We start from the raw sequence: 14,070 nt of genomic DNA on the forward strand, positions 1-14,070 counted from the left end.
CCCCGTACCGAAAGGTGCGGGGTTTTTTGCTTTTATCTCCATCCTGGCCTTTCTCTTAATCCCTTATCCTGCTAATGGAATGTGTGATCCCTGTCGCAATGTTATTTATAACAAAATTATAACATTTCATTTACGAGGTTATTGAGCCTTCTGGCTCAATACGCCGCAGTTTATGGCAGGAGCATAATCACAATGACAGAAAGCATGACATCACACGGGACACTGGCTCACAGTGATACCCGAAGAAGGGTATGGGCAATCATCAGCGCCTCTTCAGGGAATCTGGTTGAATGGTTCGACTTTTACGTCTACTCATTCTGTTCACTCTACTTCGCACATATTTTCTTCCCATCCGGCAACACCACTACACAGCTGCTACAAACGGCTGGGGTTTTTGCCGCAGGATTTTTAATGCGACCCATCGGGGGCTGGCTGTTCGGCCGTATTGCGGATCGTCGCGGGCGTAAGGCCTCGATGCTGATCTCGGTGTGTATGATGTGCTTTGGCTCGCTGGTGATCGCCTGCTTACCGGGATATGAATCGATTGGCACCTGGGCACCGGCGCTGCTTTTGCTGGCCCGCTTATTTCAGGGATTATCGGTGGGCGGTGAATACGGTACCAGTGCGACCTACATGAGCGAAATTGCACTGGAAGGCCGTAAAGGTTTTTACGCCTCATTCCAGTACGTCACGCTGATTGGCGGTCAACTGCTGGCCATTCTTGTGGTGGTGATCCTGCAGCAGATTTTGACGGACGAACAACTTCATGCCTGGGGATGGCGAATTCCCTTCGCAATGGGGGCCGTGCTGGCGATTGTCGCACTTTGGCTACGCCGTCAGTTAGATGAAACCTCTCAGAAAGAGGTCCGGATGCTGAAGGAGGCGGGAACATTCAAAGGGTTATGGCGTAACCGCAAAGCTTTCCTGATGGTGCTGGGCTTCACTGCGGGTGGCTCTCTCAGTTTTTATACGTTCACCACCTATATGCAAAAGTACCTGGTGAATACCACCGGCATGCACGCCAACGTCGCCAGTGTGGTCATGACCGCGGCGCTGTTTGTCTTTATGCTCATACAGCCGATCGTCGGTGCGCTCTCGGATAAAATTGGCCGACGTACCTCAATGCTCATTTTTGGCGGATTATCGGCATTATGTACCGTTCCCATTCTGACAGCGCTTCAGCATGTCTCTTCACCGTATGCCGCCTTCGCGCTGGTGATGGTGGCGATGGTGATTGTCAGTTTCTATACCTCCATCAGTGGGATACTGAAAGCCGAGATGTTCCCGGCGCAGGTCCGTGCGTTAGGGGTAGGGCTCTCTTATGCGGTAGCCAACGCGGTGTTTGGCGGATCGGCGGAGTACGTCGCGCTGTCGCTTAAATCATGGGGAAGCGAAACGACATTCTTCTGGTACGTAACGGGAATGGGGGCACTGGCGTTTGTTGTCTCCCTGATGCTGCATCGCAAAGGGAAAGGCATTCGACTTTAATAGCGCGCCATCTGCCATACGGCATAGCCGGTCGTTGCGCCAGCGACATCCCAGGCGAAATCTTTCCAGCTCCAGCCGCTCCCTGCGGGGCGGCTATCCCACAGTTCTTTTGATGCCCCAAGACCTACTGAGAACATTAACCCGATCGCCGCGCTACGATCCCGGCTGTATCCCTGGTGCTGGGCATATTCATTACCGGCTGCGGACAACATCGCGGAAGCGAGGAAATGCTGTGCTTTGTCCTGTCCGGACCAGCTATCGTTAGCCATGTGGCTACAGCCACTCAGGAAGAGCACACTCAGTACCAGAGGAATACGCATCAACGGGCTCCATAAAAAAGCCCTGCGGGTGACAGGGCCTGGATATTACAGAATACGGCTGATAAGTCGGTCGATACGGATACGACGTAAGCGGCGAATAAGCTTGCGAACTTTTACCGGATAATCGGCAATGCTCTGCAGTTCGCGGTAGTGATTCACGACGGTCGTATGGGTGCGAATCAGCTCCAGCTCGCGTTCACGTTGGGCGGCTAACTCATGCTGCGGGTCATGAATCAGGATAGCGTTTTCCAGATCCAGTCGCCATGCGCGCGGGTTCAGGTTGTTACCTGTCAGCAGCATCCACTCATCGTCGACCCACATGCCTTTGAGATGGTAACTATTGTCTTCATCTTTCCAGAGACGCACAACCAGCTGGTCAGTGTTGACGTAATACTGTAAGCGGCTCAGGAAACGACGCAGGTTAATCTCATAGAGATAAGGCAGCGCACCAATGATTTTGAACGGCTGATCTTCGGGAATGAAGAAGTCATTTGCCGTTTTATCACCCACGATGATTTCCACTTTTTTACCCTCGCGCAGCAGCTGAATGATATTACGCACCAGCACGGCAGGAAGGTTGAAATACGGCGTGCAGATAGTCAGTTTCTGCTCCGCGCACGGCATCAGATGGAAAATCGTTTTGTTCAGCAGGCTTGATTTGCCGAGCCCTACCAGCGGGGTAACGGATAACTCTTCGTTGTTCGCATCGCCCTGGAAATGATAGACCGCATCGCGCAGCTCCTGGCGGAAGGCGCGAACATCGTTTTTGATCTCCGGGCTTTTAGGGCGCTCGGGATCGTCAAGACGATTAACGCCACGGCCATGAACCAGATTTTTATCAACCCAGTTGAACATGATATCGGCCATCTGCGGATTACGGATCAGATGGTAGCGGTCATAGCGATATTTATCGAGCTGATGAAGGTAGACATCATTGAGGCTGGCGCCGCTGTAAAGCACGCTGTCATCAATGATGAACCCCTTGAAATGAAGAACGCCGAGCGCTTCACGGGTATTCACCGGGACGCCATAAACAGGCACGTCAACGCCAGGATTTTCCTGCGCCGTGCGGCAATACCAGTCAGCATTGGTGTTTGATGCAGCAGCGCCAATACGGCCACGCTGGGCGCGATGCCAGTCTACCAGCACGCGAACATCCAGTTCCGGACGCTGACGTTTGGCTTCATAGAGCGCGTTCAGGATCGCGCGCCCGCCTTCATCCTGTTCAAGATACAGTGCCACAATGCAAATGCGTCGCGTGGCGCTGGCTATCTTTTCCAGAAGCGTCTCCCGAAAATGAGCGGGAGCGTAAAAGAACTCTACATCATCAACTGACTGAGAAATCTTCGGTAGTTGAGCAAGGTGTTGTTGATGTTTATTACGCTTAAATTTTGACAACATCACAGTGCGTTTCTTCTCTGTTCATTGAAGGGTTGTCTGTACTATGCAAACAACATAAGCGGACAATGATACCACCAGTCCCGTCCAAAGTGGGTAACATTTCCAGTAGCTTACTCGCGTTTGTCTGCTGATGTCAGACTGAGGGATAAGGCAACAATACCTTCGTCCAGCTGAATATCAACGTCAAACCCAAGTTTTCGCGCCAGGGTCACCATACCGCGGTTGTTAGGCATAGTAATGCCATTAAGGCGTAACAATCCGTGATCTCGCGTATAACTGATGAGTTTTTCCAGCAGTCGTCTTCCCAGGCCCAGACCTTTAAGATCGGAGCGCACCAGCACGGCAAACTCCGCATCGACGTTATCCGGGTCAGAAATGGCACGCGTGACGCCGAGGATCTCATCACCCTCATCGGCGCGACGAACGGCAACAAACGCCATTTCTCGATCGTAGTCGATCTGGGTCATATTGGCTAAATCATCGTGGGTAAATTCGTTGATTTCGCTAAAATAGCGATAATAAAGATCCTCTTTCGTGACCTGAGAGATAAAGGCCCGCAGCTGGGGCTCATCTTCCGGCAGAATAGGGCGGAACAGGGCGCGTTCCCCATTTTTCATCTCAACCCACTCCTCCAGCTGCAGGGGATACGGGCGGATCGCCAGACGGCTCTCTCTGTCTCCTTCAAAGGGCGCGATATCCAGGGTCACGTCCAGCGCCGTAAACTCATTGCCGGAGGCGAGCAGCGGATGAATGTCCAGCCGCTGGATCTCGGCGCAATCCACAATCAGGTTAGAGACCTGCACCAGGAACTGACTTAGCCCGGCAATATCAAGCGGACGCAGCGCGCTCCGGCCGCGGATCTTTTTGCTTTTAATCGCCTGGATGATCAGATAACGCGCCAGGTTCATGTTCAGCGGCGGTAACGCCACCACGGCCTGCTCCTCCGGGCGCCACTCCACGCCGCCTTCACCCAGCATGATGAGCGGGCCGAAAACGGGATCGTGTTCGACCACCACGCGTAACTCCTGAGCGCCTGCGCGGTTAGCCATGCTTTGCACCAGCAAGCCGTGGATCCTTGCCTGCGGCCAGGCCATTTTGACCCGATCGAAGATGGCATCGGCTGCCTGCTGCACCTCTGCCGCCGTCCGCAGGTAGAGCATCACCCCCTGAACGTCAGACTTATGCGGAATATCCGGCGAACGCAGCTTCAGGGCAACCGGATAGCCAATCTGCTCGGCAATATGCACGGCCTCAGCGCTGTCGCTGGCGATCCAGGTCGGCAGGGTCTGCATCCCGTAGCTGCCCAGAATGGGCTGGACCTCATGCGTATCCAGCGACGTCGCGCCTTCTTCAATCGCCTGCTGCAACAGCCGGTGAACGTCAACGGTATTGGCCGTCAAATTCCCGGGCAACGCCGGCGTCTCGCGGAGCTGTTTCTGGTTGCGGCGATATTCCACCATATGCATAAACGCGGTTATGGTGCCTTCCGGCGTGCGGTAGGTTGGCAGTCCGGCTTCGCTGAACAGGCGTCGCGCCTCCTGCGAAGAAAACTCACCGCACCAGTTGGTGAGCAGGGTGACATATTTGCCTCGCGGATGATTGCGCACGGCATCAATGAGCGCGCGCGCGCTTTCGCTGCCCGGCGCGACCGCGCTGGGGGAGTGGATAATCATCAGCGCGTCGAAATCCTGGCTATCCAGCAAAATGGAAATGGCCCTGATATAGCGGTCGCTACTGGCGTCATCGCGTAGATCAAGCGGATTGCCGGGCGTCACGCTGGTCGGAAGCGCGTCTTTCAGGCGCTGCAGCGTCTCTTCACTCAGCGTGGCCAGCTTGCCGAAGCGCCGCCACAGCTCATCAAGGGCGAGTGCAGCAGGGGCGGCGCCGTTACTGACAATCATTAACTTCTCGCCGCGCAACGGGCGCATATGGCTTAACGTTTCAACGGCGGAAAAAAGCTCGTGCGTATCCTGTACCCGCAGCAAACCCGCGCGCTGAATAGCGGCGTCCCAGGCGGGATCCATGCCGGAATGCGACTGCAGCAGACGCTGAGCCGCAGGGCTGCGCCCGCTTTTGATTACCAGGATCGGCTTATTGCGCGACGCGCTTCGCGAAGCCGAGACAAAACGACGTGCGTCGCTGAGGTGCTCAAGATAAAGCAGAATCGCACTGGTTTTACCGTCGCGCGCCAGAAAATCCAGCAGCTCATCAACGTCGATATCCAGACTGTCGCCGAGAGCAATGAAGTAGGAGAATCCCATTTCACGCTGCTGCGCCCAGTCGAGGATGGTGTTCGATACCGCAGCCGACTGCGAGATAAACGCGAGCTTGCCTTTGCGGATCGGAACCGGAGAGAAGCTGGCATTTAAGCCCTGCCAGGGGGCGAGCAGGCCGAGACTGTTTGGTCCAAGAATGCGCATTTGATAGCGGCTGGCGCAGGCCAGAAGCTCGGCTTTCTGTTCAGGCGGAGACGAGAGAATAATGCAGGTTTTACAGCCTTTCTTGCCGAGCGATTCCAGCAGCTCCGGATTCCGTTTCGCGTTTGTACACAGTACGGCCAGATCCGGTACGAAAGGCAGGCTCTGTACATCAGGCCATGCAAGCACTCCCTGAACTGCCTTATACGCGGGCGTGACGGGCATGACGGGTCCATTAAATCCTCCGGCCAGCAGGTTGCGCATCATCAGATAGCCAGCACGATCCGGTTTCATTGATGCGCCGATGACGGCAATGGATTTAGGACGAAGTAGCGCTTCTAACCCTCGCTGGCTCATGCAGGCCTCCTGTGAATGCAAGCGACCTGATGATTTTAAACGCTTTCCGTCTCGGCTGCTGTGACGCTGCCCTTATGAACGGTTTTTCCTGCCAGATAGCGTTCCCGGAAACAGGAGAAATGGTTGCCCAGGGCGCCAGCCGCAGCGGTATCACCCGCCAGATCCAGAAGCGCAATGGCCACTTCGGCGGTGCAGTATTGCCCGTCAGCATGCGCTTCACGCAGGCGGTAGGCGGAGACGCGGGACAGATCGACAGAAATCACCGGCAGTGCGTCGAGATACGGGCTTTTGCGAAACATTTTTCGCGCTTCGGTCCAGGTGCCGTCCAGCATAATAAACAACGGCGGTTTACCGGATGGCGGCGTCGAAAGCACCTGACGATCGACACCTGCATATGACGCAGGGAAAACGACCGTCGGCTGATAGTCCGGGCTTGCCACTAAGTCGAGCAGGGCCTGAGGGGGCTCCGTGCGGGACCACTGAAATGCTGCGGTATCCGGCAGAATATCGGCAATCAGGCGACCGGTATTGCTGGGCTTCATCGGCTCGGTATCAAACATGACCAGACAAAAACGGCTCTGTGCCGAACTCGGGGCCAGCGTCTCGCACAGGCAAACCTTCAGCGGCAGCAGGCAACGCTGACAGCGGCGAATACGGTTTCCGCGCGCGAGGAACGGACGGGTGGCGCGCGCAAGGCGTTCGGCGCGTAATTGAAGAACAGCGTTATCAGTCATGGGCGAAATGCAGGAAAAACCCTATTTTCGCAGAGGCGGGAACGGGGCACAAGATGTGCCCCGTGAATGTTACAGTGATTCGTTAAGCCAGCTATCAAACGGGGCTTTAGGCACCGCACCGTTGAGCATGTCGACCACTTCACCCTTTTTGAAAATCATAATCGTCGGGATGCTGCGAATGCGAAAACGGGCGCTCAGTTCAGGTTCAGCTTCAGTATTGACCTTAACGAAACGTATTTTCCCGCTGCGTTCTTCGGCCACGTCTTCGAAGATCGGCGCGAAGCTTCGGCACGGGCCGCACCAGGGCGCCCAGAAATCCACTACGACAGGCAGATCGTCCTTGAGGAGTTTGTCCAGCGTAGCACCCGTCGCGTTAATGACATCGCCATCAAACAATTCATGGCCACAACGTCCGCATTTCGCACCATCTTCAATCCGATCGTCCGGAATGCGGTTAAGAGCCTGACAGTTGGCACATACGGTATTCATAACTAACCTCTGATAGAGCCGTGGGACAGCGGCAAGACGCCGATAATGTTTCTAATATGTTACATATTATCAATGAGCCTGTTTGAAACAACAATGCGTTTTATTCAATGAGAACAATAGTCACAGGCTTTTGTACGAAATTATGGCTATGCGCTGGCACATCGGGTAATCTGCGCGCTTCGCGCAGCGCTGGTGGAGAAAAGCATGAACGACGAAATGAAAAACAAAAGCGGCAAGGTCAAAGTGATGTATGTCCGCAGTGATGATGACTCTGATAAACGCACCCAAAATCCGCGTACCGGAAAAGGTGGCGGGCGTCCGGCGTCTTCTCGTGCAGACGGTGGCCGTCGCCCCGCCCGCGATGACAGAAACAACCGCGGTGATGACCGCAAACGTGATGACCGCAAGCGTGACGATCGCAAACGCGATGACCGTCCGCGGGATGACTTCTCACGTGATAACGCCTCCCCGTGGCGCACCGTTTCTCGTGCCCCTGGCGACGAAACGCCAGAAAAGGCCGATCACGGCGGTATCAGCGGTAAAAGCTTTATCGACCCGGAAGTGCTGCGCCGTCAGCGTGCGGAAGAGACCCGCGTGTATGGCGAGAACGCCTGCCAGGCGCTGTTCCAGAGCCGTCCTGAATGTATCGTCCGCGCCTGGTTTATTCAGAGCGTAACCCCGCGCTTTAAAGAAGCGCTGCGCTGGATGGCGGCAAACCGCAAAGCCTACCACGTGGTTGATGATGCCGAGCTGACCAAAGCATCCGGTACCGAGCACCACGGCGGCGTCTGCTTCCTGATCAAAAAACGTAACGGCACCACCGTGCAGCAGTGGGTCAGCCAGGCGGATGCCGATGACTGCGTGCTGGCGCTGGAAGATGTGGGCAACCCGCATAACCTGGGCGCAATGATGCGTAGCTGCGCGCACTTTGGCGTGAAAGGCGTGCTGCTGCAGGATGCCGCGCTGCTGGAATCCGGCGCTGCGATCCGTACTGCGGAAGGTGGAGCCGAGCACGTCCAGCCGATCACCGGCGACAGCGTGCTGGATGCCCTTGAGCAGTTCCGTAAAGCGGGTTATTCCATCGTGACTACCTCGAGCCATGCCGGTACGCCGCTGTTTAAAGCGACGCTGCCACGCAAGATGGTGCTGGTGCTGGGTCAGGAACGCGATGGTCTGTCTGATGCGGCGCTCTCCAGTGCGGATCTGAGCGTCTCAATCGATGGGACAGGCAATGTGGAAAGTCTGAACGTGTCCGTTGCAACCGGCGTACTGCTGGCCGAATGGTGGCGTCAGAATAAGGCATAAGCCTCTTCATGTGCCGGGCCTGACCCGGCACATTCAAATACTACTCGCTCTCTGCCGGTAACACAGGCATCCAGTCAATTGGCGTTTCGCCACGTTTTTCCAGCCATTCGTTCGCCAGAACAAAATGATTACTGCCAAAGAAACCGCGATGTGCAGACAGCGGTGACGGGTGCGGCGCTTTCAACACGTGATGACGCTGGCGGTCAATAATCGCCCCTTTCTTCTGCGCATGCGATCCCCAGAGTAAAAACACGACCCCTTCACGGTGTTCGTTGATCAGGCTGATGACTTTATCGGTGAACGTCTCCCAGCCCAGGCTGGCATGAGAGTGCGCCTGGCCGGCCCGCACGGTGAGTACCGTGTTCAATAACAGCACGCCCTGGCGCGCCCAGCTTTCCAAATAGCCGTGGTTTGGTCGGGTAAACCCGGGCACGGTTCCTTCAAGCTCTTTATACATATTGAGCAGAGAAGGGGGGATCGCCACGCCCGGACGTACGGAAAACGCCAGCCCATGCGCCTGGCCCGGACCGTGATAGGGATCCTGGCCCAGAATGACCACTTTCACATCGCTCAGCTCGGTGTAGCGAAAGGCGTTGAACACATCTTTCTGCGGCGGGTAAATCGTCTGTCCGGACTGACGCTCAGCCGCAACGGTGTTGAGCGTATTGATAAAATAGGGCTGCTGCTTTTCTTCTGCCAGCACGTCATGCCAGGTTAAAGGTGTCGTCATCTCGCTCTCCTGCGAATCTCAATCTCTGACTAGCTTACCTGCTAAAGCCCGGTGAGCAAAATTCCACGCCGAAATGTGCGCTAGGTAGCTAAATTTATGTTGAAAATGTGCAGGATAAATTGAATTGGTAAGGTCGTAAAATTGATCTAAAGCAATAAACTCAAACCACACTCTTTATGTGGTTGGTGTTTTTGTTGATTTAAATCAATAAATCACCGGGGTGTGAATGATATATATACACACAAGAAACAATGGTTTTACCAATTGGCCGCGAGAGGCCGACATCAGTTAATGTAGCCTAAGGGAGGCAACACATGATTACAGGTATCCAGATTACTAAAGCTGCAAATGACGATCTGCTCAACTCTTTCTGGCTGCTGGACAGCGAGAAAAACGAAGCGCGCTGTGTCGTCGCGAAAGCGGGTTTTGCAGAAGACGAAATCGTGCCAGTGAGCAAACTGGGCGAAATCGAGTACCGTGAAATTCCAATGGAAGTGAAGCCAGAAGTGCGCGTGGAAGGTGGTCAGCACCTGAACGTAAACGTACTGCGCCGCGAAACGCTGATGGACGCGGTTGAGCACCCAGAAAAATACCCGCAGCTGACCATTCGCGTGTCTGGTTATGCGGTACGCTTCAACTCTCTGACCCCAGAACAGCAGCGCGACGTTATCGCGCGTACCTTTACTGAAAGCCTGTAAGGCTTCAGCTACGGGGGGAATAAAAAAGCCGGGGATTTCCCCGGCTTTTTTTACTCTTCCGTTTTTGTCTCTGGCGCGGCAGAGCTTGGCTTACGGCGTTTACCAATATTTTTGGTATCGCGGTGACGCTGCTTCACGCGCGGTTTCTCTTTTTCTTTCTCTTTTCTCTCAGCACGTTTCGCGAGCGCTTTCTTGGACGGTTTACCCGTCATTTTTTCACTCGGCGCACGCGTGGTTGGGCGCAAGCCATCAATAACCCGCGCTTTCAGCGGCTCATCAACATAGCGGCCAATTTTCTGCAGCAGCAGGTAGTCATGCGCTTCGACCAGTGAAATCGCAATACCTTTGCGGCCCGCGCGGCCGGTACGGCCAATACGGTGCAGATAGGTATCGCCGCTGCGCGGCATATCGAAGTTAATGACGTGGCTGACGTCCGGAATGTCGATCCCGCGAGCGGCCACGTCTGTGGCAACCAGCACGTTAACGCGACCGTCGGTCAGGCGCTTAATGCCTTCGGTACGCTTGATCTGCGCCATCTCGCCTTCGAGATAGCAGTTGTTGATCCCGGCATTACGCAGCATTTCTGCCAGCTCGTGCACGCGCTCGCGCTTACGCACAAACACGATTGTGCGCAGCGCATCTTCCTGCTTCAGCAGGTGTTTGAGCAATTCGACCTTGTGCTCAAGGTTGTCCGCGCGGTAGTACCACTGGTGGATCTTCTTACGCTCACGGGTGGACGGCGTCGCCGACACTTCTACCGGATCTTCCAGCAGACGCTCAGCGAAGTCTTTAATCGCTTCCCCTTCAAGGGTGGCAGAGAACAGCATCGTCTGGTTACGCCAGCGCGTTTCACCCGCAATATGCTCGATATCCTGTGCGAAGCCCATGTCCAGCATGCGGTCGGCTTCGTCGAGGATCAGCGTTTCAACCGCGCGGCAGTCGAAGTTCTCTTCTTTTATGTACTGCAGCAGGCGGCCTGTCGTCGCAACGACGATGTCCTGGTTTTCGCTGAACACTTCGGCGTGGTTCATATACGCAACGCCGCCGGTGATGGTGGCGATATCCAGATGGGTATTTGCCGCGAGTTCACGCGCGTGATCGGCCACCTGCATGGCCAGTTCGCGCGTCGGCGTCAGGATTAAAATACGCGGCGGGCCAGATTTTTTGCGTGGGAAGTCGAGCAGATGCTGCAACACAGGCAACAAATAGGCTGCAGTCTTCCCCGTACCGGTTGGCGCAGAACCGAGCACATCGCGGCCCTCAAGCGCAGGCGGAATGGCCGCTGCCTGAATGGCGGTCGGGCGTGTGAAGCCTTTGCTCTCAAGTGCATTGAGCAGGCTTTCATCGAGTTCAAGTTCGGAAAAAGTCGTTACAGTCATGTTCTACCTCTGTGTGGGGCGCTGATTATAGACGTTACGGCTGTAATCTTCATCTGTTTGTATGGATATCGCTTTTCGGCCACTTCGCTTTCCCCTATGCTACTCCAGTTTCACTTAGAAGGTTGCCCCGACATGTCTCAACTCAAAGCGCAGCTGCGCCGCGATGGTTTTACGTTTAAACAATTTTTTGTCGCTCACGATCGCTGTGCCATGAAGGTCGGTACAGACGGTATTTTACTGGGAGCGTGGGCGCCTGTCGCAGGGGTTAAGCGTATTCTTGATATCGGTACCGGCAGCGGGCTGGTGGCATTGATGCTGGCGCAGCGCACGGAAGAGCATGTCACCATTGATGCCGTCGAACTGGACGCGCAGGCGGCAGAGCAGGCGAGTGACAATATGGCCGAATCGCCCTGGGCAGCCCGCATGAAAGTGGAATGTGCGGATGTGCTCGCCTGGGCGCCTGAACAAACCGCGCGTTACGATTTAATCGTCAGCAACCCTCCCTACTACGAGCCCGGCGTTGAGTGCGGGACACCCGAGCGCGAACAGGCGCGTTATACCCGTTCCCTCGATCATAAAGCGCTGCTCACCAGCGCGGCCGAGCTTATCTCCGAAGAGGGTTTTTTCTGCGTGGTCCTGCCTGAGAGTACGGGCAACACGTTCATCGGTATCGCGCAGGAGATCGGCTGGACGTTGCGTCTGCGTACCGACATTTCGGATACCGAAGGCCGACTGCCGCACCGCGTGCTGCTGGCGCTCTCGCCGAAAGAGGGGGAATGCTTTAACGATCGAATGGTGATCCGTGGGCCAGACCAGCGTTATTCCGAAGATTACACTGCCCTGACCCAGGCGTTTTATCTGTTTATGTAAAGCTGCGGGGCGAGGATCGACGGGCCGGATTCAGCAAGCTGATCCGGGTAGTCCAGGGTATAGTGCAACCCCCGGCTCTCTTTACGCATCATCGCGCAGCGAACGATTAGCTCGGCAACCTGCACCAGGTTGCGCAGCTCCAGCAGATTATTCGATACGCGAAAATTGGCATAATACTCGTCAATTTCCTGCTGCAGCATCGTGATGCGGCGCAGCGCGCGCTCAAGACGTTTCGTGGTGCGCACAATCCCGACGTAATCCCACATAAACAACCGTAGCTCATGCCAGTTGTGCTGGATCACGACCAGCTCGTCCGGATTTTCCACGCGGCTTTCATCCCAGGCAGGCAGGCGCTCTGTTTCGCGGGCGTAGGGCATGCGTTTCGTGATGTCTTCTGCGGCCGACCAGCCGTAGACCAGGCACTCCAGCAGCGAGTTAGAGGCCATACGGTTCGCGCCGTGAAGTCCGGTATAACTGACCTCACCAATAGCATAAAGACCATCCACATCGGTACGCCCATGATCGTCAACCATCACCCCACCGCAGGTGTAGTGGGCGGCTGGCACAATGGGTACCGGATCGCGGGTTAAATCGATGCCAAGGTTGAGCAGTTTTTCGTAAATCATCGGGAAGTGCTGACGAATAAACTCTGCTGGCTTGTGGCTGATATCAAGATACATGCAGTCCACGCCAAGACGCTTCATTTCATGGTCGATGGCGCGGGCAACGATATCGCGCGGGGCCAGTTCGCCACGGGCGTCAAAGTCCGGCATAAAGCGGGTGCCGTCAGGGCGTTTCAGATAGGCGCCTTCGCCGCGCAGGGCTTCCGTCAGCAGGAAGTTGCGCGCCTGAGGATGGAACAGGGCGGTTGGGTGAAACTGATTGAACTCAAGATTCGCCACCCGGCAGCCAGCGCGCCAGGCCATCGCGATACCGTCTCCGGAGGCAATGTCCGGGTTCGTGGTGTACTGATACACTTTAGAGGCGCCGCCCGTGGCCAGCACCACAGCCTTCGCCTGGCAGGTTTCCACCTTCTCTTTATTGCGGTTCCACACCCAGGCGCCCACCACACGACGCGTGCCCGGCAGGCCAATCTTGTCGGAGATAATCAGATCAACGGCGTTACTTCGTTCAAGCACCCGAATATTAGGATGGCTCAGCGCCTTGCCGACCAGCGTGGTCTCCACTTCTTTTCCGGTGGCATCCGCTGCGTGCAGGATGCGGCGGTGGCTATGGCCGCCTTCGCGCGTCAGGTGATAGCTCTCTTCACCGTTGGGTTGAACCTGCGTATCGAATAAGACGCCCTGGTCGATGAGCCACTGCACGCAATGGCGGGCATTGCTGGCAACAAACTCTGCGGCGTGCGCATCCACGATCCCGGCCCCGGCAATCAGCGTATCGTCGACGTGGGAGGCAATGCTGTCTGTCTCATCAAACACGGCGGCAATCCCGCCCTGGGCATAAAACGTGGAACCCTCGCTTATCGGCCCTTTACTCAGAACGATAACGTTTTGATGCTCGGCCAGGCGTAGCGCCAGAGAGAGACCGGCAGCGCCGCTGCCGATGATCAGTACATCACAATGGAGTTCAGGTGTTGTGTCCATGATTGTTGTTTAATTTACTAAACAGTGTTGGCTCAGAATAGCACCTGAATGCGATTTATCGCACGTTTTTTTTAACGGGTGTTGCAATGGCTAAACGCGTAAGCGGAGGTAAACGGAGGGTAAATGAGTGAAATTATTTTGCGAAGCAGATCGTTAGCGTCAGATTTTGTGATGAAATAAAGACTGGGTTGCGTTACTCTTCTGGCGGGAAAAAGATGTTTCTTGTCAGAAAGTGGTGCGTATCGTGAACAGACTTATAATGAGAGAAAATGAACAGT

General features: G+C 55.4%; 12 protein-coding genes. 4 read left to right on the forward strand and 8 right to left on the reverse strand.

Annotated elements, in window-relative coordinates:
* Positions 1-192 precede the first annotated feature (192 nt).
* Complete coding sequence (locus HMPREF3143_RS13760) at positions 193-1,488, forward strand: MFS transporter (RefSeq protein ID WP_008502198.1); 1,296 nt, start codon at positions 193-195, stop codon at positions 1,486-1,488.
* On the opposite strand, the gene HMPREF3143_RS13765 is transcribed toward HMPREF3143_RS13760, so the two are convergent.
* From HMPREF3143_RS13765 to trxC, 5 genes are all read right to left on the reverse strand, one after another.
* A complete protein-coding gene (locus tag HMPREF3143_RS13765) occupies positions 1,485-1,808 on the reverse strand; it encodes a YfiM family lipoprotein (protein WP_008502197.1) in 324 nt (107 codons plus the stop codon). The genes HMPREF3143_RS13760 and HMPREF3143_RS13765 overlap by 4 nt on opposite strands.
* Positions 1,809-1,853: 45 nt before the next feature.
* Positions 1,854-3,209 carry a CDP-diacylglycerol--serine O-phosphatidyltransferase gene (gene pssA, locus HMPREF3143_RS13770; protein ID WP_023294337.1) on the reverse strand — a complete coding sequence of 452 codons (1,356 nt, stop codon included), beginning with the start codon at positions 3,207-3,209 and terminating at the stop codon, positions 1,854-1,856.
* A gap of 110 nt (positions 3,210-3,319) precedes the next feature.
* Positions 3,320-5,983: a bifunctional acetate--CoA ligase family protein/GNAT family N-acetyltransferase gene (gene pat, locus HMPREF3143_RS13775; protein ID WP_063616232.1), complete on the reverse strand. Its 2,664-nt coding sequence runs from the start codon at positions 5,981-5,983 to the stop codon at positions 3,320-3,322.
* Between the two features lie 35 nt (positions 5,984-6,018).
* The gene (gene tapT, locus HMPREF3143_RS13780; protein WP_070533385.1) at positions 6,019-6,717 is read right to left on the reverse strand and encodes a tRNA-uridine aminocarboxypropyltransferase; all 699 of its coding nucleotides are present in this window, start codon (positions 6,715-6,717) and stop codon (positions 6,019-6,021) included.
* A 69-nt stretch (positions 6,718-6,786) separates the two neighbouring features.
* Entirely contained in the window at positions 6,787-7,206 is a 420-nt protein-coding gene (gene trxC / locus HMPREF3143_RS13785; protein WP_021241886.1) for a thioredoxin TrxC, read from the reverse strand.
* Positions 7,207-7,410: 204 nt separating this feature from the next.
* Here trxC and HMPREF3143_RS13790 point away from each other — a divergent pair, with 204 nt between their 5' ends.
* Positions 7,411-8,511 (forward strand): tRNA/rRNA methyltransferase, encoded by a 1,101-nt coding sequence (locus HMPREF3143_RS13790; RefSeq protein ID WP_008502192.1) that lies wholly within the window; start codon positions 7,411-7,413, stop codon positions 8,509-8,511.
* A gap of 40 nt (positions 8,512-8,551) precedes the next feature.
* Here HMPREF3143_RS13790 and ung read toward each other — a convergent pair whose 3' ends face one another.
* Entirely contained in the window at positions 8,552-9,241 is a 690-nt protein-coding gene (gene ung / locus HMPREF3143_RS13795) for a uracil-DNA glycosylase (protein WP_023294333.1), read from the reverse strand.
* A gap of 314 nt (positions 9,242-9,555) precedes the next feature.
* On the opposite strand from ung, the gene grcA reads away from it, so the two are divergent.
* Positions 9,556-9,939 (forward strand): autonomous glycyl radical cofactor GrcA, encoded by a 384-nt coding sequence (grcA, locus tag HMPREF3143_RS13800; RefSeq protein WP_008502190.1) that lies wholly within the window; start codon positions 9,556-9,558, stop codon positions 9,937-9,939.
* Positions 9,940-9,989: 50 nt separating this feature from the next.
* Here grcA and srmB read toward each other — a convergent pair whose 3' ends face one another.
* Positions 9,990-11,318 (reverse strand): ATP-dependent RNA helicase SrmB, encoded by a 1,329-nt coding sequence (gene srmB / locus HMPREF3143_RS13805; protein WP_023344704.1) that lies wholly within the window; start codon positions 11,316-11,318, stop codon positions 9,990-9,992.
* Positions 11,319-11,450: 132 nt separating this feature from the next.
* On the opposite strand from srmB, the gene HMPREF3143_RS13810 reads away from it, so the two are divergent.
* Positions 11,451-12,188: a tRNA(1)(Val) (adenine(37)-N(6))-methyltransferase TrmN gene (locus HMPREF3143_RS13810; RefSeq protein WP_032675352.1), complete on the forward strand. Its 738-nt coding sequence runs from the start codon at positions 11,451-11,453 to the stop codon at positions 12,186-12,188.
* On the opposite strand, the gene nadB is transcribed toward HMPREF3143_RS13810, so the two are convergent.
* Positions 12,173-13,792, reverse strand: a complete 1,620-nt coding sequence (nadB, locus tag HMPREF3143_RS13815; protein ID WP_070533387.1) for an L-aspartate oxidase — start codon at positions 13,790-13,792, stop codon at positions 12,173-12,175. The two genes, HMPREF3143_RS13810 and nadB, sit on opposite strands and share 16 nt — an antisense overlap.
* Positions 13,793-14,070 lie beyond the last annotated feature (278 nt).

It is taken from the genome of Enterobacter sp. HMSC16D10 (assembly GCF_001807145.1).
Lineage (GTDB): Bacteria > Pseudomonadota > Gammaproteobacteria > Enterobacterales > Enterobacteriaceae > Enterobacter > Enterobacter roggenkampii.